Here is a 19,177-nt window from a genome sequence, read left to right as displayed (position 1 = left end):
TTCAAGAAATTCTTGATAAATTCACTCTTCATTGCAATAAAAATATATAAATGATAACGTCACTTTCGATTAAAAACTATGCTTTAATAGAAAAGCTTAGCATTGATTTTTCCAAAGGCTTCTCTACTATTACAGGAGAAACAGGTGCGGGAAAATCTATAATTTTAGGCGCAATAGGATTAGTTTTAGGAAAAAGAGCTGATTTGACTTCTCTAAAGAATAAGGAAGAAAAATGTATTATTGAAGCGCATTTTGATATTGTAAAATATAATTTGGAATCCTTTTTTGAATCCAATGATTTAGATTATGAAAATGATACTATCATAAGACGTGAAATTCTACCTTCTGGTAAATCTCGAGCTTTTATCAATGACAGTCCCGTAAATCTTCAGGAATTGCAGGAGTTAAGTTTATTTCTAATTGATATTCATTCGCAGCAGCAAACTCAAGAACTATCTGATGAGAATGTACAATTTAAAATAATTGATGCTGTCGCTAATAATAAGGAAACTATTAGTGATTATCAATTGATTTTAAAAAGTTTCAAAGCTGATAAAACTAAATTAAATACACTTAAAAAAAGACAGGCTGATTCACAAAAAGAGCAAGATTACAACACTTTCTTATTAGATGAATTAGTTGCAGCGCAATTAAAAGCGGGTGATCAAGAGATTTTAGAATCAGAGTTTGAGAAATTAAATAACGTTGAAATTATTAAAGAGTCTATTGATAAAGCTTTGGCTGTTGCCAATGAGGAACAAATAGGAGTCAGTAATAATTTAAAGGAAATTAAAGTTGCGCTACAAAAAATAGCAACATTTTCTTCTGATTACAGTTCGCTTTTAGAGCGAATCACTAGCTTAACAATTGAGTTTGACGATATCTCACAAGAAATGAGTCGTTGTTCTGAAAAGTTAGTCAATGATCCAGAACAACTTGACCTAATAAGTCAAAAGCTACAAGTTATTTTTACTTTACAAAAGAAACATCAAGTTGCAACTGTAGAAGGTCTTATCGAAATTCAAACTAATCTTGAAAATTCGGTTTTAGAATTGGGAAATATTGAAGAAGAAATTTTAAAGTTGACCACAACAATTGAAAAACAAGGAAGTAAATTAGATAAGTTAGCTGATACAATTCATAAAAATAGATTTAGATTTATTCCAGTTTTATCTGAAAAATTAATTTCTATTTTGGCCACTCTAGGAATGCCAAATGTTCGGTTCCAAATTGATATAACGCAGAGCGAAAGTTATTATAGTAATGGAAAAGATGTACTTCAGTTTTTATTTTCAGCTAATAAAGGAACTGATTTTGGAATATTAAAAAAAGTAGCTTCAGGAGGAGAGATGTCTCGAATAATGCTAGCTGTTAAAGCAATATTAGCTAAATATTCGAAACTGCCTACACTTATTTTTGACGAAATTGATACTGGAGTTTCTGGTGAGATTGCGATACGAATGGGTGAAATAATGAAGGAAATGAGTAAAGAAATGCAGATTTTTGCTATTACGCATTTACCACAAATTGCGGCTAAAGGTGACGCTCATTTTAAAGTTTCTAAGTCTACTATAGGTGATGATACACAGTCAGAATTAAAGTTGCTGAATGATAATGATCGAATAGTCGAAATTGCACAAATGCTGTCTGGAACTGTTGTTTCCGACTCCGCCTTAAATCACGCAAAAGCCTTGCTCAACTAATATTTTACTTTATATTTGTTTTCTATTGGCAAAAAAAAAATATTAGTTTAAAAATATATATAAAATATTAAATTTAAAGAATACCAAATATGATTATAGAACCTAGAATGAGAGGATTTATTTGTACGACATCTCATCCAGACGGATGCGCACAAAATGTTAAAAATCAGATAGAATATATAAAATCAAAGGGTGCTATTGATGGCGCAAAAAAAGTATTGGTAATTGGAGCGTCAACAGGTTTTGGATTAGCATCTAGAATCACAAGTGCTTTTGGTTGTGATGCTGCTACAATTGGTGTGTTCTTTGAAAAAGAACCATCAGAAGGGAAAACTGCTTCACCAGGTTGGTACAATTCTGCTGCATTTGAAACTGAAGCTCATAAAGCAGGTTTGTATGCTAAAAGTATAAATGGAGATGCTTTCTCACATGAGATTAAGAAGCAAACATTAGATTTAATAAAAGCTGATCTAGGACAAGTAGACTTAATTATCTACAGTTTAGCATCGCCAGTACGTATGAATCCTGAAACTGCAGTACTGCATCGTTCTGTTTTGAAACCTATTGGAGATGTTTTTACAAATAAAACGGTTGACTTTCACTCTGGTAAAGTTTCTGAAATTTCTATTCAACCAAGTAGTGGTGACGATATTGAAAATACAGTAGCTGTAATGGGTGGAGAAGACTGGTTGATGTGGATTGACGCTTTAAAATCTCAAAACTTATTAGCTTCTGGAGCTACCACTGTCGCCTATTCTTATATCGGGCCATCATTAACAGAGGCAGTTTATAGAAAAGGAACTATTGGTAGAGCTAAAGATCATCTTGAAGCTACAGCTTTTGCAATTACTGAAAAACTTGCTGACATTGATGGTAAAGCTTTTGTATCTGTAAATAAAGCATTAGTGACTCAAGCGAGTTCTGCAATTCCTGTTATTCCTTTATATATTTCTTTATTGTATAAAATAATGAAAGAAGAAGGAATTCACGAAGGTTGTATTGAGCAAATCCAACGATTATATCAAGAAAGACTGTTTACAGGAAAGGAAGTTCCTGTAGATGAGAAAGGTAGAATTCGTGTAGACGATTTAGAAATGCGCGCTGATGTACAAGCAAAAATTGCTACGTTGTGGGCTCAAGCAGTAACTGAGAATCTATCTGAATTAGGTGACTTAGAAGGATATAGAAAAGATTTTTATAATTTATTTGGTTTTGATGTTGATGGTGTAGATTATAAAGCTGACGCTAATGAACTAGTAAATATTGAAAGTATTGCATAATTATGCAATATTCTACCTAAAGGAATATAGAAATAATGTCCAAAAATATTTTAAAACCATCAACTTTTAGTTGGTGGTTTTTTTATGGATAAAGATTACATTTGTTAAAATTTTTAAAGCCTAAAAAATCAAATAATACCCATTCTAATTTATGTTTTTCTCCTTAATAATACCTGTTTATAATCGTCCGGATGAAGTGGATGAACTGTTGGAAAGTTTAGCACAATCAACTTATAAAGACATTTTCGAAATCGTACTTGTTGAAGATGGTTCCACTTTATTGTGTAACGATGTGGCAGAAAAATACAGCGATCGTTTAACAATCTCCTATTACTTTAAGGAAAATTCAGGACCTGGTGACTCGCGCAATTATGGAATGAGAAAAGCGCGTGGTGATTATTTTATCATTTTTGATTCTGATTGCATTATTCCATCTAACTATTTAGTTGAAGTCGATAAGGCTTTGAAGCAAAATTACGTGGACTGTTTTGGAGGTCCGGATAGAGCACTAGATAGCTTTTCAGACATCCAAAAAGCGATTAATTTTGCTATGACTTCTTTCCTTACAACAGGAGGAATTAGAGGTGGTTCAGAAAAACTAGACAAGTTTCAACCTCGAAGTTTTAATATGGGATTGTCTAAAAAAGCTTTTGAAGCATCTCAAGGCTTTGGAAACATCCATCCAGGAGAAGATCCCGACTTATCAATTCGATTATGGAATTTAGGTTTTGAAACTAAACTCTTTCCAAATGCGTATGTATATCATAAGAGAAGAATTGACTGGAATAAGTTTTCTATACAGGTAAACAAATTTGGTAAAGCGAGACCTATATTGAACAGTTGGTACCCAAAATACAATAAATTAACTTTTTTCTTTCCTTCTGCATTTTTAATAGGACTAATAGTATCCATATTTTTAATGTTGTTCTATAATTTTGATTATTTACTGCAACTGTACTTTATTTACTTTTTGGTATTGTTCTTGGTGTCCTCTTATCAAAATAAGAGTATTAAAATTGGTTATTTATCGCTCATCGCCGTTTGGAATCAGTTTTATGGATACGGAACTGGATTTATGAAATCCTACTTTAAAGTTATTATTTTAAAACAAAAACCGCAGGAAGCTTTTCCAGAATTATTTTTCAAAATATAGTTATGACTAAAATTATTGGATTGACAGGTGGAATAGGAAGTGGTAAAACAACTATTGCTAATTATTTTCATTCTTTTGGTATTCCGCTTTATATCGCTGATGATGAAGCTCGGAAATTAATGCAGTCTATAAAGATAGTAAATTCTATTAAAGACGCTTTTGGAGAATCACTTTTTGAAAACGATATTCTCATTAGAGAAAAATTAGCTAAAATCGTATTTGATAATCCTGAAAAATTACAAATATTGAACGCAATTGTTCACCCTGCAGTAAAAAGTCATTTCAAGAATTGGTTACTGCAACATCAATCAAATTCATTTGTGTTATACGAGGCAGCAATTTTGTTTGAAAGCGGGAGTCATAAAAATTGTGACTTTGTGATAGCGGTTACAGCGCCTGTGGATATTAGGATCGAGCGCGTGATGAAGCGCGATAAAACCACTCGCGAACTTATATTAAAAAGGATGGAAGCGCAATGGACTGATGAGCAGCGAATTTCTAAAAGCAATTTTGTTATAGAAAATATCTCACTTGATAAGGCTAAACAAAAAGCAGAGGAAATTCTTAAAATTTTAGAGAAAAGACAATAAGAGTGTTTGGTGTTAATGTTTGGTTAATGTATTATTTAATATATTGTTAAAATACTAATTTTGTTTCGATGAATAAACTTTTTTTTAGATTACTTGTTTTGTTGATGAGTTTATCCCTAATTGGGATCATTCTTGTTCAGGTGTATTGGTTTAATACTTCTTTTAAGAATAATGATGAGCAATTTAAGTTTCATGTAAAGCAAGTAATTGGCAATGTCGCTGATAAGATTCAGAAGCAGGAAGCCTATAATTTTTATGATAAGATTAACCGTATTAAAGATAGTACGGGAAAAATGCCTCAAAAGGACGAAATAACAAAGTTTACATACATTCAAAAAAATCTTAAGACGAATAAAACAATAGTTTATTCAAACAGTATAACAGCTGAAGATTTTAAAATTTCGCCCACGTTCTTTGATAAAAAATTTGATAGTGAAAAATTTAGAAGTTTTAGTTCTAAGCGAGTAACAGAAGTATATAATGATAATTCTGTTGATAAATCGAGTGTGTCAAAAAGTTTGATCCCAGATGTTCGAGTTGAAAAGATGGGTAATTTAGATGTTCTTGACAACGCATCATTCGAAATTTACTATAAAGATTTTGCATCAGTATTACCTATACAAGATCGTGTTACTAAGGAAGTACTAAGCAAACTTATAAGAAAGGAATTAGAAGAATCTGGTGTGAACACTAAATTTGAATTTAGTATTTACAGTAATAATCTAGCAACAAAAGTAAAATCTAATGATTTTAAATACGATAAAGATGCTACTTACTCAATTCCAATTTTTTCTGATAATGAAGGAAATAGTAAATATCAGTTATTAGTAACATTTCCCTACAAAAAGAAATTTTTACTATCAGAGTTAGTTAGTATTACGATTCTTTCGATAGTTTTTACATTAATTATATTGATCGCTTATACAAGCGCATTGAATCAATTAATTAGACAGAGACAAATATCTGAGATAAAAAATGATTTTATCAATAATATGACGCACGAGTTTAAAACCCCCATTGCGACTATTAATTTAGCTTTGGATGCCATTAGAAATCCAAAAATAATTGATGACAAGGAAAAGGTTTTGCGATACCTTCAAATGATTAAGGATGAGAATAAGCGCATGCATGCACAAGTAGAAAATGTGTTGCGTATCTCAAAATTAGAGAAAAAAGAATTAGATATAATTAAAGAGTCACATAATGTTCATGATGTGATAAATGATGCAGTTGAGCATGTTAATTTAATTTTAGAAGATAGAGAAGGAACAATTACAACTCATTTTGATGCTTTAAGAAATACAGTATTGATTAATGACGTTCATTTTACGAATGTGATTGTAAATATTTTAGAGAATGCAATTAAGTACTCTCCGAATATTCCAGAAATAGAAATTTTTACAGAGAATATCAAGGATATGATTATTGTAAAAATTAAAGATAAAGGTTTAGGAATGAGTAAAATAGCTCAAAAAAGAATTTTTGAAAAGTTTTATAGAGAACATACAGGAGATATACACAATGTCAAAGGACACGGTTTAGGTTTAGCGTATGTAAAAAGAATAGTTGATGACCACAACGGTCAAGTTTATGTAGAAAGTGAAAAGGGAAAAGGAAGTACCTTCATAATAAAATTACCACTAATAAATTAGTATATGGAAAATGTAAATAAAAAAATACTTCTTGTAGAAGACGATCTTAATTTTGGAGCAGTATTAAAAGACTATTTAATGTTAAATGACTTTGACGTTACTCTAGCTAAGAACGGAATGGAAGGATTTGAAAAATTCAAAAAAGATACTTTTGATCTATGTATTCTGGATGTGATGATGCCGTACAAAGATGGATACACTTTAGCGAAGGAAATCAGAGAGAAAAATAATGAAGTTCCTATTATTTTCCTAACTGCTAAATCAATGAAGGAAGACGTTTTAAAAGGATACAAAGCAGGAGCTGATGATTATTTGAATAAGCCATTTGATTCAGAGGTCTTGTTGATGAAAATTAAAGCAATAATTCAGAGAAAATCTTCTGATACTAAGGCAGAGCAAGTTCAGTTTGAGTTCAACATTGGAAAATTTCACTTAAATTCAAAGTTGCGTTTCTTGACCTTCAATAACGAAGAGCCAATAAAGTTATCACCTAAAGAGAATGAGTTGCTTAAAATGCTGATTCTTCACGAAAATGACTTAATGCCAAGAGAATTAGCGTTGACAAAAATATGGAGAGATGACAACTATTTTACTTCAAGAAGTATGGATGTTTATATCGCTAAGTTGAGAAAGTATTTAAAACTTGATGAAGATGTAGAAATCCTAAACATTCACGGAGAAGGTTTTAGATTAGTCGTTAAAAATAAGAAAACAATATAATAGAGTAGAGAAGGCTTCAAGAAATTGGAGCCTTTTTTTTTGGAGCTATTTCCCGCTTTCCACTATATCTTTTTCTTTTTGCTTTCGCAGCAAGAAAAAGGATGTCTTTACAATCGGGGCTAGGCCAAGTTGATGATAGAAATTCTACTTCCAGTTCAATTGTAAAGCAAAGCTAATCTTTTCCTCTTTTGTAATGCTAAATACGGTTTTATTGTCTTCAGTACTCTCGTGAATTACTACAGTATCTTTTAATGATAATTCTCTCAAAAAGTTCATCTCAAAACTTTTCATCTTCTGACTCAAAATCAAGTTTTCGTCAGCTAAGTCGAGACACCATTCTAAATATTTTACATTATTTACGTGATTCACAATATCTAAATCAGACAAGAATACTGTTTTTTCAAGCACTATTTCCTTTTCATGATTTAAACTTATTTTGGAGAAACCTTCATTTGTAGCTTTTCGTTCGGGATATAATTCAAAGTGCTCAAAAGGAATTGCCAAGGCTTCTGGACGACGTCTTTTTGTATTAAAAACTGCCCAATACGTTTCTGAGCCAATAATCTTTTCACCATTTAAATGCATTTCGAGAGCACGAACAGAGCGTGAATTTTCAAGAGAATTTATCCAAGTTGTAACATTAACAATATCTCCTGATTTAGGAAGCTTGGTGATTTCAACACGCATCCGACTTAAAACCCAAGCCTGATCAAATTCCTGCATATCCATAAAGCTAATTCCACCTATTTCTGAATGAGCTGCAGCGGTCAATTGTAAAAGATTGCATAAATCAGTATACTTAAGATAGCCATTTGGCGCACATTGCGTAAAGTTAATATTCCAATCTTTGCTTAATACTGAGGTGAAATTAGGAGCTACAGGCATATATAGTTTTTATTTGAGAATTTGAATTTTCTAACTTCTTTTATCTATTTAAAAGATTTTATATAAGTTATCAATTCGTCCACTTTAGTTTCGTAATCAAACCATTTTGTATCACTATTCCTTTTAAACCAAGTCAATTGTCGTTTAGAAAAACGTCTTGTGTTTTTTTTAATTTCCTCAATCGCAAAATCAAGTGAAATTTCATTATTAAAATAGCTAAAAAGCTCTCTGTAACCTACTGTTTGAAGTGCATTTAAATCTTTGTTAGGATATAATTTTTTAGCTTCAGTAAGTAATCCTTCGTTCATCATAACATCGACACGTCTATTTATTCTGTCGTAAATTAATTTCCTGTCTGCTTCTAATCCAATTAAAATAGGTGTGAAGTTGCGACTCTTTTGCTTCTGATTTAAATAAAAAGAATAGGGATTCCCAGCTCCGATGCAAACTTCTACAAATCGCATCATTCTTTGAGGGTTTTGTAAGGTTTGCGGATTTTCCTGTAAAAGCGTATTGTAATATTGTGGATCTAAATCGAGTAATTGACTTTGCAAGTAACCAATACCTAATTTTTCGTAGCTAGAATTCACTGCTGATCTAACTTCAATATCTATATCTGGAAATTCATCAAATCCTTTAAGAACTGCATCGACATACAAACCGGATCCGCCAACTAATATAGCGTAGTCATTTGTTCGAAACAATTCATCTAATTTAGTAATAGCCTCCTTTTCATAATCACCAACGGTGTAATTCTCGAATATCGATTTATTTTGTATGAAGTGATGTTTCGCTGCTGCCAATTCCAAATCGTTTGGCACAGCTGTACCTAAAGTCATTTCTTTAAAAAACTGTCGGCTATCGCAGGACACTATTTCGCAATTGAAATGTTTAGCCAGAATGATACTCCAAGAAGTTTTTCCTATTGCTGTTGGTCCTACTATTGTAATTAGATATTTCATATGTTTTAGCCCAGATAGAAATGGAAACCCCGGAATTTTATAGTTTAATTTTCTTAGTTTAAAAGAGCGACCAGAGGAAGCTTTTTTAAATATTAGAAAATTTACTGTAAAGATGAGGAGTTGAAGTGTATAGCTGGATTAGCTTCAAGTTATTAAATTAGAGTGCTTCACCGCAATTATTGCAGTATTTCGCATTAAATTCATGTCCATCCACTCCACAATTTGGGCATGGATTAACTCGCTCCGGTATTGATTTTTTAAAATTAAAACTAGCAAATTCAGCCGAAACTATCCCTGTTGGCACAGCAATAATTCCATATCCCATTATCATCACTATTGAAGCAATGGACTGTCCTAATGGAGTTGCAGGGGAAATATCTCCGTAACCCACGGTTGTTAAAGTTACTATTGTCCAGTAAATACTAACGGGTATGCTTGTAAACGCTCCTTGACTTCCTTCTACAACATACATTAGCGAGCCAATAATAACGCTACTAACTAACATGAAGTACATAAAAATAAGAATTTTCCCTTTGCTTGCTATTAAGGCTTGATGTAAGTGGCTAGATTGATTTGAAAATTTAGGATGTTTTAAAATTTTGAATAATCTTAAAAGACGCACTGCTCGTAAAACGGATAGTACACTTGCACCTGCAAAAAACAGAGAAAAATACATCGGTAATGTCGCTAGCAAGTCAATTATTCCATAAAAACTAAAGATATAGCGTATTGGTTTTTTAATTGAAATAATACGAAGAATGTATTCAATAGTAAAAAAAATAGTTATAATCCACTCTAAAACAAGTAGCTCTATATGGTATTTCTGATCAAAACCTTTTACTGTTTCCAGCATCACAATTATTACACTCACCACAATAACACCTAAAAGTACTAGATCAAATAAACGACCGTAAGCTGTATTAGTTCCGTATATTATGATATTTACTTTTTGTCTGAAGGTGTCAAATCTTGACTTCATTCTTTCCATAAATTTTTTATTAATTAATATACGCTTAAAATTTTAAGGTTTTTAATGTTTTACTTTTTCTAATGTGCCCTTGAATAATATTCTTTGTGTCTCGATTATTTTGCATCGGAATAATAATATTTGTTAATATTTCGATGTTATTGATTTGGTAGTTTAAATCATAGAAAGCGTACCCTTTATAGATTCCGTTTTCTATTAAAACCGCTGATCTTTCGCTAATGCTTCGACCTTTATCAATCAAAATCATATTTTGATTTTCAAAAGTATTTTTTTCTATAAATTCTTGAACTCTTGCATTGTAAACCTCGGGCGAGATAGCACCAATACAAGCACCATCGCACTCTTTTATACTATACTGAAAGCAACTTGTTTTTGTATCATATAATCCGGTTAATTTCTGACATAAATTATAATGGGAAGTAATTCTGAATAATGCATTCTTAGCTTCTTGCAATGAGGCAAAAGAAGTAATCTCTCTTTTTCTACCGTCAGCTTTTTGTATTCGAAGATTTATATATCCCTTTTCATCTTTTTCCGCGTATAGCGCAGATTGAAATATGCTTTTGCGCTGCGCTCTATTTAAAATTGGTTTATTTACTTTTATCTCTTCGCTTTCCTTCAATAATGCTATCAATTCGCTTCCAGTCTCATCATAAGTTACGGTATAAACCTGCGCTTGAATTTTTTTACATTTTGCTGATGTGCCTGTAAAATGTTGATTGATGCGCTTTTTTATATTTCGACTTTTCCCAATATATATTAAATTACCTTTCTCATTGTGAATGTAATACACTCCTGTAGTTGAAGGTAAGCTCGAAATTAACTCTCGTAATTTTGGAGCAATTCCTTTCTCTACTTCTAACTTGATAAAGTCCTTTACAATTTCTTTTTCTAAGTCTTTTTCAAGTAAAATCTTAAACAGTTTGATGGTTGCAAGCGCATCACCACTTGCTCTATGCCGATCTGCCATTGGAATTCCAAGAGCGCGAACTAGTTTTCCTAAACTATGAGAAGGTTGTTCTGGTAATAATTTTTTTGATAATTCTACGGTGCAAAGTGTTCGAGCTTGAAAGTCGTATCCTAATCGTCTAAATTCTGTTCTTAAGATTCGGTAATCAAATGATGCATTGTGTGCTACAATAACACAATTTGTGGTAATTTCTATAATTCGCTTAGCTACTTCAAAAAACTTAGGAGCTGAACTCAACATGGCATTATTAATACCAGTTAGCTTAACCACAAAAGGTTGAATCGGAATTTCAGGATTCACTAAACTAATAAATTGGTCCACAACTTCATGCCCATCAAATTTATAAATGGCGATTTCAGTGATTCCCTCTTCGTTAAATTGTCCTCCAGTGGTTTCTATGTCGAGTATTGCGTACAAATTTCAGTATTCAGTGTTCAGTTTTACTTTATGAGTTTCTAGTGATTGATAAGTACTAATTCTTCTAAAAAATCAAATTTCTAAAATCTCACATCAGTAATTTAATTATCAAGTCATCAATCAATTTCTCCCGCCAAAGATACTACTTCCTATTCGAACCATTGTACTTCCGCAGTCAATTGCAATCTGATAATCTCCTGACATACCCATAGAGAGTGTTTTGGGTTGAAGGTTTTCTTCTTTTGAATCTTGTAGTTTGTCAAAAATTGATTTTAAATGGGTAAACTCTTTTTTTACTTGTTCTTTATTATCTGTAAATGTTGCCATTCCCATTATGCCACTTACTTTAATGTTTTTCATTTCGTGAAAAGTTGTTGAAGATAGCAGTTCTGTTAGTTCCTCTTCATTTAATCCAAACTTTGTCTCTTCTTCAGCAATATGAATTTGTAACAAACAATCAATTGTCCGATCGTTCTTTTTAGCTTGCTTGTCAATTTCCTGCAATAACTTTAAGCTATCTACTCCATGAATTAAATTTACAAAAGGTGCCATAAATTTAACTTTATTAGATTGTACATGGCCTATCATTTGCCATTGAATATCTTTTGGCATCTCTTCCCATTTTTCAGCCATTTCTTGTATTTTATTTTCTCCAAAAATACGTTGACCAGCATCATAGGCTTGCATCAAGTCGGAAACAGGTTTAGTCTTAGAAACAGCAACAAGTGTAAGGTGCTCCGGTAAAGTAGATTTTATTGAAAGTAAATTTTCAGCTATTGACATTTTTTAATCTTTTAATTATATTATTAATTTCATTTTAGAACTCATAGATAACTAATCCGCTTCTAAATTTTGGTTCTATAAATGTACTTTTAGGAGGCATAATTTGATTGGCATCTGCTAATGCTTTTATTTCTCTAATGTTTGAAGGATATAATAAAAAACCAACTTCAAACTCACCTTGATCAATTTTATTCTTGACTTCTAAAATAGATTGCTTTCCTGAAAGGTATTCAATTCTTTCATCATTTCGCAAATCTTCTATTCCTAAAAGCGGTAAAAGCACTTTTTTATACAAAATTTGTGTATCTAATGTCTCTAGTGCAGTTTCTAATAAATCAGCATCCTTCTTTAATTCTAAACTATAAAATTCATTATCGAGATACATTCCAAATTGATGTTTTTTTAAAGGTTGGAAAGGTTGTTGAAATTTATTTTCAATTTTAAAATCCTTCGCGAGTTCCATAATAAAATCACTTTTAGAAAATCCATTAAGATCTTTTATTAAACGATTGAATTCGTATATCTTAACATTGTTTTCCGAAATTAGATAACTCAAAATATGATCTTGAGAAGTGTTTTCAGAATTCTCTTCAGAGAGTAGTTTTAAAGCTTCAGTTCTGTGATGACCGTCTGCTATATAAAGACTTTCTGTTTTTTCAAATATATTTTGTAGCCAATTAATTTCTAATGTATCTTCAATTTTCCACAAATAATGAATTTCTTTTTTGGTAGTAGAAAATTCAAAATCAGCAAGTTTGTGGCAACAGTTGAAAATCCAGTTTTCGATCGTTTTGTTATCGGGATACGTCATTAACACGGGTTCTGTATTGAACTCTGAAAATTTCATATAGTCTTTAAGTAGTTGAACTCGGAACTCAAGAATGTCTTCGTGCTTTTTGATTATATTATTGCAATAATCTTTAACGCTAGTCCCCACTATAATTCCAGTAAAAGAGTGCGTTTTAGTTACAATTTTATGAATATATATCGCAGGTTTTTTATCCTTTATTAGAATAATTTCATTTTTAAAATCTTGATATTTTTGATGTACTTGCTTGTATCTTTTTTCGAAAGAAACAGTTTCCTGATTGGTGTAAGCAGGTTTTAAAATATGTAAAAAAGACAATGGATTAAAGTCTAATTGCGCGGCTAATTCTGCATTTACATATTCTTCATACGAGCGACAGGTTACTAAGCACACTTTATCGCGAGTAGGTCGAACTGCTTGAAAAGGAAATATTTTAGCCATAATTTTTGGAAAGTAAAAAATAAATGTCGGAAGCCTTTGTAAATTACCACATAGGCTTTCGACATTTAAAATTGAAAAATTATATAAATTGTTTAGAGATTTTTTCTGCTTTTTTACTCTCAGAGTAATCGTAGAAGCCTTCTCCAGATTTAACACCTAGTTTTCCTGCGCGAACCATATTTACTAATAATGGGCAAGGCGCGTATTTTGGGTTTTTAAATCCATCATACATTACGTTCAAGATTGCTAGACATACATCAAGTCCAATAAAATCAGCAAGTTGTAAAGGTCCCATTGGGTGACCCATTCCAAGTTTCATTACTGTATCGATTTCATAAACTCCTGCAACTTTGTTATACAAGGTTTCAATTGCTTCATTTATCATAGGCATCAAAATTCTATTAGCAACAAATCCAGGATAGTCGTTTACTTCAACAGGAGTTTTACCTAATTTTTCAGATAGCTCCATTATCGTTTTAGTCACTTCATTTGAAGTGTTGTATCCGCGAATAATCTCTACTAATTTCATAATCGGCACTGGATTCATAAAGTGCATACCAATAACGCGCTCAGGATGCGAAACAACAGCGCCTATTTGAGTGATTGAAATTGAAGAAGTATTAGTAGCTAAAATCGTGTCGTGTGAACACGCTTCGTTTAACTGCTTAAAAATATTTAATTTTAATTCTACATTTTCAGTTGCCGCTTCCACAACCAGATCAGCTCCTACAACACCATCTTTTATATCAGTGTAAGTGATAATATTTGTGATCGTTTTAGCTTTATCTTCTTGAGTAATTGTTCCTTTTGAAAGCATTCTGTCAAGATTAGCTGCTATTGTAGCCATTCCTTTATCTAGTGATTTTTCAGATACGTCAATTAGTTTAACTGTGAAACCACTTTGCGCAAATGTATGAGCGATTCCGTTACCCATTGTTCCTGCACCAATAACTGCAATTGTTTTCATTCTTATTTTTTTTAAAATATTTGAATAGTGTTCTTTAATATTATTTGTCGAAACAGTCGATTATTCTATATGCTACTCTTAAGGCTTCAGTTGCTTGCTCTAATGTAACAATTGGAGTAGTATCATTAGTAATAGCATTTGCAAAAGATTCTAATTCATCTAAGATTGCATTATTTTGCTCAACATCAGGATTAGAGAAATAAATTTGCTTTTTCACACCTTCGGCATTTTGCAAAATCATATCAAAATCACCAGGAATTTCTGGCGCATCTTTCATTTTTACAACTTCGCATTTCTTTTCCAGAAAATCTACAGAGATGTAAGCATCTTTTTGGAAAAAGCGGGACTTGCGCATGTTCTTCATCGAAATCCTACTCGCAGTTAAGTTGGCTACACATCCGTTTTCAAACTCGATGCGAGCGTTAGCAATATCAGGCGTATCGCTAATAACAGAAACACCGCTAGCGCTAATATTTTTAACTTTAGATTTTACAACGCTTAAAATTGCATCTATATCATGAATCATCAAATCTAAAACGACAGGAACATCAGTTCCACGAGGATTAAATTCAGCTAAACGATGCGCTTCTATAAACATTGGGTTCTCGATCATATTTTTAGTGGCGATAAAAGCTGGGTTGAATCGCTCCACGTGACCAACTTGACCTTTCACATTATACTCATTTGCTAAAGCAATTATTTCATCAGCTTCTTCAACAGTATTTGAAATTGGTTTCTCTATAAAAACATGCTTGCCAGATTTAATTGCAACCTTAGCGCATTTATAATGAGAAAGAGTAGGGGTAACAATATCAATTACATCAACGGCATGAATTAGAGTAGCTATGGTGCTGAAATGTTTATAGCCAAATTCCTTAGCAACTTTTTCGGCGTTTTCTTGGTTAGGGTCGTAAAAACCCACTAATTCATATTTTTCGGATTGTTGTAATAAACGCAAATGTATTTTTCCTAGGTGGCCCGCACCCAATACTCCAATTTTTAGCATAATGATGTTCTTTCTACAAAAATAGGAATAAAAATTAAAATTCAATTTTTTAAAATAACGAATTCTATTGAAATCATAATAAATTCATCTGTAATTTGCTACTTGCTTATTGCCTTAATTACCTCTATTTTTACCAAAAAAATAATATTAAATTTTGAAAGATACAGCCAAACATCAAGGACTTCGGAATCAATTAGTAAGTGTTTTAGAAAAAAAAGGTATTACTGACAAAAGTGTTTTGGAGGCTATAAAAAAAATACCTAGGCATTTGTTTTTGAACTCTAGTTTTGAAGATTATGCGTATCAAGACAAAGCATTTCCGATAGGAGCTGGGCAAACTATTTCGCAACCTTACACTGTAGCTTTTCAATCCCAATTATTAGAAGTTAAAAAAGAGCATAAAATATTAGAAATAGGAACAGGTTCTGGATATCAAACTGCTGTTTTGTGCAGTATGGGTGCCAAGGTGTTTAGTATTGAAAGACAAAATGAGTTGTTTAAGAAAACTTCTAATTTATTTCCAAAGCTTAACATTCGACCAAAGCATATTTCTTTTGGTGATGGTTACAAAGGTTTACCAGGATACGCGCCATTTGACAGTATTATTGTAACTGCAGGAGCTCCGTTTATTCCGCAACCGTTAATGGCACAATTAAAAGTGGGAGGAAGGCTCGTAATTCCTTTAGGAGAAGAGGTGCAGATTATGACCTTATTAATTAGAGTTAGTGAAACTCAATTTGAGAAACATGAATTCGGAGAATTCCGATTCGTTCCTTTATTAGTGGATAAAAATTAATTACTATACTGAACTCTTCGTAAAAGGAAGGGCTTAGTAAAATGGTTAATTATTGACCGATAATACTAATGTAGCGCTCTAAACTTTCTTTTTCCGTTTGAGCGATAAAAAGAATGAAATCGTCTTTGTTGTTTTTAGTTTGGGCAGTTTCAAGTGATTGATAGTACTGCATTTTACTATCATAATCACCTTTGATATTAGCAATTATATAGCCATGTTGCAATAAAATCAAATTCATAACTAAGCGTGAAGTCCTTACATTTCCATCAATAAATGGATGAATAGTTACTAAACGCTCGTGCATTTCAGCAGCTAAAACAATAGGATGAATTTTATTTTTGTTAGTTTCATACCATATAAAAAAAACCTCCATTTCCTTAGCAACCATATATGGTTGTGGCGGCATGTAAGTACTTCCTTTGATCATTACTTGTACTTTTCTATATCTGCCAGCGTCTTGAGGATGAATCCCTCTCAAAATTAGATTGTGTATGGCTAAAACTTCGCGCTCATGTAGCGGTATGTTTTTTTGCATTAAGTCTTTTATAAAAGCAATTGCTTCTTGATGATTAATTGCTTCTAAATGCTCGCGCATGCTTTTACCAGAAATAGTCAAACCTTCATTGATAACTAAATCAGTTTCGCGAAGTGTCATTGTATTTCCCTCTATTCGATTGCTTTCAAAAGTATACTCTAGGTCTAATGCTTGAGCAATCCGATAACTATCATATTGACGGAAAGTATCTAGTTTTGCTTTTAGATTGTCAATTTCATGTAATAACTTCTGTAAGGCTAAAGATAATTTTTTAGTCGTTGACTTACTTTGGTGTCTAATTTCTTGTTCAGCAATTATTAGCGCTTTTAAAGCAAATTCATCTTGACCAATTTCATAAAGAATTTTTTCTTTTAGCCAAGCGACCATTATTGTTTCTAAATCTATTTCTAGTAATGAAGCTAGTTTTATCACTTGATCTCGTGTAGGTTTTCGAGAGCCACTTTCAAATTTACTTATTAAAGCTTGATCAATCCCTAAAAGTTGAGCCACTTCTCTGGTTTTGAGACCTTTTTTTTCTCTAGCATTTTTAAGAAGCATTTTCATTTTAGGACTTGATTAAATTGTCTTGACAAATTTAGTCATTTTTTATAGTTAAAATAAATACTTTACTCTTTTTAAATGTAATTTAAAATGCTTTTTTGATTCTATCGAGGTCTCTTTTGGTATCTTGTTCTTTTAAAGATTCACGCTTGTCGTAGGTTTTCTTTCCTTTACAAAGACCAATTTGAAGTTTTGCCATTCCTTTTTCATTGGTAAACAATTTTAGAGGAACGATTGTCAATCCTTTGGCTTGCACACTTTTCAATAAACCTTTCAGTTCTTTTTTATTTAAAAGCAGTTTACGTTCGCTTCTAGCTTTATGGTTGAATTGGTTACCAAAAGTATATTCTTCAATGTAGGTGTTAATAGCAAAAAGTTCGTTATTGCTAAATTCGCAAAAACTCTCCGTTATATTAGCTTTCCCTAATCGTATAGATTTGATTTCAGTTCCAGCTAACACAATTCCAGCAGTAAATGTTTCGATTATTTCGTAGTCGAATTTAGCCCTTTTATTGAATATATTTATTGTTTTTAACATAGTGTGGCAAAGGTATGATAAAAAAGAAAATATTAATAATATTGAATGCTAATTAGCTCTTAAAAGAATTTAGCTATAAGTATAATTACTGCTTACTTTAGTTTTAATAATTGAGAGCTAACATTGTCGTCCAATAGAGTGACAATATATAAGTTACCAAAAACATCATCTTCAATGTCAGAATATTTTTTTTGACCAATAATTTGATTTACAAAACTAGGTATTGTGTTGCTGTGACCCACGATCAGGACTTTTTTTCCTAAATTATCTTTTTTAAAAGTTTCAGTAGCTTTCGGATTATACTTGGTGATGCTAATATTTTTGCTTAATGCTGTAGGTGAAACCGTTTGTATTGTTCTTTTGTAATCAGTGGAATAAATTGCATCAAACTGTATGTCAGCAAATAAATCATTCCACATTATGGCTCTTTCATGTCCACTTTTAGATAAATCTGGATTTTTAGAATTATCAATTTTTTCTCCATGACGGATAAAATAATAAGTACTTGTATTGTTCTGACTAAAGATAGTTTGCAAAACAAAAAGAGCTATAATTAATAAATACTTTTTCATTTAAACTTATTTTAAAATTTGTTAGTTGTCGATTTTATATATTTGCAAAATGGAAAATTTAAAATCAAAAGATCCACTTCACGGAATCACTTTATCAAAAATTGTTGAGCAATTAGTGGCGCATTATGGATTTGATACTTTAAGCGAATTGATAAAAATCAAATGCTTTACTGATAATCCTAGTGTGAAATCTTCTTTGACTTTTCTTCGCAAAACAGATTGGGCTAGAAAGCAAGTAGAAGAGCTGTATATTAAGTCTTTACCTAAATTATCTTAGTTTAATTTATAGGAAACCATAATTCCTCCTCGATAAGGAAACCATTCACCACTTTTATTAAAATTGACGGCCTTGTCGTATCGTGTTCCTGTACTTATTTCGTATCCCTTATAAAAACCTTGGTGCCAACCGCCGCCTAAGAAACAATCCAACATAAATTTATCATTAAGCTTTACTTGATATCCAATAGTTGACCCAATAAAATAACCAACTCCCTTCTCATAATAATCAGTGTTTATATAATTCCATTTTTGGAAATTGTAGATACTAGCGCCAATATGCGCTCCTAAATAAAAACCATTGTATTTTCCTGTAAAATGGTAGCGATATTCAGGAGTAAAAGTTAGAAACTGTCTTGGAATCCCATTTACTGATTTCCATAAAGATGTGATAACATCAACATTTATGGTGGATTTTTCGCCAATGCTAGTCTCAAAACCAACATTAGGCACTGTTAATAAAGTAGTAAAGACATTCGCTTTTATATAAGTTTGTGCATTCGATAAAAAAGATAAAATAAGGAAAAATGCAATGAATATTTTTTTCATAGTTGTACTTTAGGTAGCTTTTTAT

Annotated in this window: 20 protein-coding genes; 8 read left to right on the top strand and 12 right to left on the bottom strand. The window is 31.8% G+C overall.

What is annotated here, in order from left to right; all coding sequences use genetic code 11:
- Positions 1 to 50 precede the first annotated feature (50 nt).
- From recN to BC961_RS08120, 6 genes are all read left to right on the top strand, one after another.
- A complete protein-coding gene (gene recN / locus BC961_RS08145; protein ID WP_121925361.1) occupies positions 51 to 1,703 on the top strand; it encodes a DNA repair protein RecN in 1,653 nt (550 codons plus the stop codon).
- A gap of 89 nt (positions 1,704 to 1,792) precedes the next feature.
- Complete coding sequence (fabV, locus tag BC961_RS08140; RefSeq protein WP_121925360.1) at positions 1,793 to 2,983, top strand: enoyl-ACP reductase FabV; 1,191 nt, start codon at positions 1,793 to 1,795, stop codon at positions 2,981 to 2,983.
- A gap of 151 nt (positions 2,984 to 3,134) precedes the next feature.
- A complete protein-coding gene (locus tag BC961_RS08135; RefSeq protein WP_121925359.1) occupies positions 3,135 to 4,136 on the top strand; it encodes a glycosyltransferase in 1,002 nt (333 codons plus the stop codon).
- Positions 4,137 to 4,138: 2 nt separating this feature from the next.
- On the top strand, positions 4,139 to 4,726 hold the full coding sequence (gene coaE / locus BC961_RS08130) for a dephospho-CoA kinase (RefSeq protein ID WP_121925358.1): 588 nt from the start codon (positions 4,139 to 4,141) through the stop codon (positions 4,724 to 4,726).
- A gap of 68 nt (positions 4,727 to 4,794) precedes the next feature.
- Positions 4,795 to 6,378: a sensor histidine kinase gene (locus BC961_RS08125; protein WP_121925357.1), complete on the top strand. Its 1,584-nt coding sequence runs from the start codon at positions 4,795 to 4,797 to the stop codon at positions 6,376 to 6,378.
- A gap of 3 nt (positions 6,379 to 6,381) precedes the next feature.
- Positions 6,382 to 7,098, top strand: a complete 717-nt coding sequence (locus BC961_RS08120; protein WP_121925356.1) for a response regulator transcription factor — start codon at positions 6,382 to 6,384, stop codon at positions 7,096 to 7,098.
- Between the two features lie 144 nt (positions 7,099 to 7,242).
- On the opposite strand, the gene BC961_RS08115 is transcribed toward BC961_RS08120, so the two are convergent.
- The 8 genes from BC961_RS08115 to BC961_RS08080 form a co-directional block, all read right to left on the bottom strand.
- Positions 7,243 to 7,983: an acyl-[acyl-carrier-protein] thioesterase gene (locus tag BC961_RS08115; RefSeq protein WP_121925355.1), complete on the bottom strand. Its 741-nt coding sequence runs from the start codon at positions 7,981 to 7,983 to the stop codon at positions 7,243 to 7,245.
- Between the two features lie 44 nt (positions 7,984 to 8,027).
- Positions 8,028 to 8,945: a tRNA (adenosine(37)-N6)-dimethylallyltransferase MiaA gene (miaA, locus tag BC961_RS08110; protein ID WP_121925354.1), complete on the bottom strand. Its 918-nt coding sequence runs from the start codon at positions 8,943 to 8,945 to the stop codon at positions 8,028 to 8,030.
- A 157-nt stretch (positions 8,946 to 9,102) separates the two neighbouring features.
- The gene (locus BC961_RS08105) at positions 9,103 to 9,933 is read right to left on the bottom strand and encodes an ion transporter (RefSeq protein WP_121925353.1); all 831 of its coding nucleotides are present in this window, start codon (positions 9,931 to 9,933) and stop codon (positions 9,103 to 9,105) included.
- Between the two features lie 25 nt (positions 9,934 to 9,958).
- Entirely contained in the window at positions 9,959 to 11,320 is a 1,362-nt protein-coding gene (locus tag BC961_RS08100; protein ID WP_121925352.1) for an exonuclease domain-containing protein, read from the bottom strand.
- A 120-nt stretch (positions 11,321 to 11,440) separates the two neighbouring features.
- A complete protein-coding gene (locus BC961_RS08095) occupies positions 11,441 to 12,103 on the bottom strand; it encodes a YggS family pyridoxal phosphate-dependent enzyme (RefSeq protein ID WP_121925351.1) in 663 nt (220 codons plus the stop codon).
- A 34-nt stretch (positions 12,104 to 12,137) separates the two neighbouring features.
- On the bottom strand, positions 12,138 to 13,352 hold the full coding sequence (locus BC961_RS08090; RefSeq protein ID WP_121925350.1) for a DUF1015 domain-containing protein: 1,215 nt from the start codon (positions 13,350 to 13,352) through the stop codon (positions 12,138 to 12,140).
- A 79-nt stretch (positions 13,353 to 13,431) separates the two neighbouring features.
- Positions 13,432 to 14,319, bottom strand: coding sequence for a 3-hydroxyacyl-CoA dehydrogenase family protein (locus tag BC961_RS08085; protein WP_121925349.1), 888 nt, complete (start codon positions 14,317 to 14,319; stop codon positions 13,432 to 13,434).
- Between the two features lie 40 nt (positions 14,320 to 14,359).
- On the bottom strand, positions 14,360 to 15,325 hold the full coding sequence (locus tag BC961_RS08080) for a Gfo/Idh/MocA family protein (RefSeq protein ID WP_121925348.1): 966 nt from the start codon (positions 15,323 to 15,325) through the stop codon (positions 14,360 to 14,362).
- A gap of 154 nt (positions 15,326 to 15,479) precedes the next feature.
- Here BC961_RS08080 and BC961_RS08075 point away from each other — a divergent pair, with 154 nt between their 5' ends.
- Positions 15,480 to 16,121 (top strand): protein-L-isoaspartate(D-aspartate) O-methyltransferase, encoded by a 642-nt coding sequence (locus BC961_RS08075; RefSeq protein WP_121925347.1) that lies wholly within the window; start codon positions 15,480 to 15,482, stop codon positions 16,119 to 16,121.
- Between the two features lie 49 nt (positions 16,122 to 16,170).
- Here the strand turns inward: BC961_RS08075 and BC961_RS08070 are convergent, their stop codons facing one another.
- The 3 genes from BC961_RS08070 to BC961_RS08060 form a co-directional block, all read right to left on the bottom strand.
- Positions 16,171 to 17,220: a Fic family protein gene (locus BC961_RS08070; protein WP_121925346.1), complete on the bottom strand. Its 1,050-nt coding sequence runs from the start codon at positions 17,218 to 17,220 to the stop codon at positions 16,171 to 16,173.
- Between the two features lie 82 nt (positions 17,221 to 17,302).
- On the bottom strand, positions 17,303 to 17,755 hold the full coding sequence (smpB, locus tag BC961_RS08065) for an SsrA-binding protein SmpB (RefSeq protein WP_121925345.1): 453 nt from the start codon (positions 17,753 to 17,755) through the stop codon (positions 17,303 to 17,305).
- A 92-nt stretch (positions 17,756 to 17,847) separates the two neighbouring features.
- Positions 17,848 to 18,327 (bottom strand): phosphoglycerate mutase family protein, encoded by a 480-nt coding sequence (locus BC961_RS08060; RefSeq protein ID WP_121925344.1) that lies wholly within the window; start codon positions 18,325 to 18,327, stop codon positions 17,848 to 17,850.
- A 49-nt stretch (positions 18,328 to 18,376) separates the two neighbouring features.
- Between BC961_RS08060 and BC961_RS08055 the strand changes: the two genes are divergently transcribed.
- Positions 18,377 to 18,604, top strand: coding sequence for a VF530 family protein (locus BC961_RS08055; RefSeq protein ID WP_121925343.1), 228 nt, complete (start codon positions 18,377 to 18,379; stop codon positions 18,602 to 18,604).
- Here the strand turns inward: BC961_RS08055 and BC961_RS08050 are convergent.
- Positions 18,601 to 19,152: a DUF3575 domain-containing protein gene (locus BC961_RS08050; protein ID WP_121925342.1), complete on the bottom strand. Its 552-nt coding sequence runs from the start codon at positions 19,150 to 19,152 to the stop codon at positions 18,601 to 18,603. The genes BC961_RS08055 and BC961_RS08050 overlap by 4 nt on opposite strands.
- Positions 19,153 to 19,177: the final 25 nt, after the last annotated feature.

It is taken from the genome of Flavobacterium weaverense, assembly GCF_003688495.1.
In the GTDB taxonomy this organism is placed as follows: Bacteria; Bacteroidota; Bacteroidia; order Flavobacteriales; family Flavobacteriaceae; genus Flavobacterium; species Flavobacterium weaverense.
Note: the sequence above shows the minus strand (reverse complement) of the source record. Positions and strands in the feature narration are given on the sequence as shown.

What these genes read in the sequence shown, in the direction of transcription:
- recN (WP_121925361.1), top strand. Translation starts at nt 51, where the DNA reads ATGATAACGTCACTTTCGATTAAAAACTATGCTTTAATAGAAAAGCTT.
- fabV (WP_121925360.1), top strand. Translation starts at nt 1,793, where the DNA reads ATGATTATAGAACCTAGAATGAGAGGATTTATTTGTACGACATCTCAT.
- BC961_RS08135 (WP_121925359.1), top strand. Translation starts at nt 3,135, where the DNA reads ATGTTTTTCTCCTTAATAATACCTGTTTATAATCGTCCGGATGAAGTG.
- coaE (WP_121925358.1), top strand. Translation starts at nt 4,139, where the DNA reads ATGACTAAAATTATTGGATTGACAGGTGGAATAGGAAGTGGTAAAACA.
- BC961_RS08125 (WP_121925357.1), top strand. Translation starts at nt 4,795, where the DNA reads ATGAATAAACTTTTTTTTAGATTACTTGTTTTGTTGATGAGTTTATCC.
- BC961_RS08120 (WP_121925356.1), top strand. Translation starts at nt 6,382, where the DNA reads ATGGAAAATGTAAATAAAAAAATACTTCTTGTAGAAGACGATCTTAAT.
- BC961_RS08115 (WP_121925355.1), bottom strand. Translation starts at nt 7,983, where the DNA reads ATGCCTGTAGCTCCTAATTTCACCTCAGTATTAAGCAAAGATTGGAAT.
- miaA (WP_121925354.1), bottom strand. Translation starts at nt 8,945, where the DNA reads ATGAAATATCTAATTACAATAGTAGGACCAACAGCAATAGGAAAAACT.
- BC961_RS08105 (WP_121925353.1), bottom strand. Translation starts at nt 9,933, where the DNA reads ATGGAAAGAATGAAGTCAAGATTTGACACCTTCAGACAAAAAGTAAAT.
- BC961_RS08095 (WP_121925351.1), bottom strand. Translation starts at nt 12,103, where the DNA reads ATGTCAATAGCTGAAAATTTACTTTCAATAAAATCTACTTTACCGGAG.
- BC961_RS08090 (WP_121925350.1), bottom strand. Translation starts at nt 13,352, where the DNA reads ATGGCTAAAATATTTCCTTTTCAAGCAGTTCGACCTACTCGCGATAAA.
- BC961_RS08085 (WP_121925349.1), bottom strand. Translation starts at nt 14,319, where the DNA reads ATGAAAACAATTGCAGTTATTGGTGCAGGAACAATGGGTAACGGAATC.
- BC961_RS08080 (WP_121925348.1), bottom strand. Translation starts at nt 15,325, where the DNA reads ATGCTAAAAATTGGAGTATTGGGTGCGGGCCACCTAGGAAAAATACAT.
- BC961_RS08070 (WP_121925346.1), bottom strand. Translation starts at nt 17,220, where the DNA reads ATGAAAATGCTTCTTAAAAATGCTAGAGAAAAAAAAGGTCTCAAAACC.
- smpB (WP_121925345.1), bottom strand. Translation starts at nt 17,755, where the DNA reads ATGTTAAAAACAATAAATATATTCAATAAAAGGGCTAAATTCGACTAC.
- BC961_RS08060 (WP_121925344.1), bottom strand. Translation starts at nt 18,327, where the DNA reads ATGAAAAAGTATTTATTAATTATAGCTCTTTTTGTTTTGCAAACTATC.
- BC961_RS08055 (WP_121925343.1), top strand. Translation starts at nt 18,377, where the DNA reads ATGGAAAATTTAAAATCAAAAGATCCACTTCACGGAATCACTTTATCA.
- BC961_RS08050 (WP_121925342.1), bottom strand. Translation starts at nt 19,152, where the DNA reads ATGAAAAAAATATTCATTGCATTTTTCCTTATTTTATCTTTTTTATCG.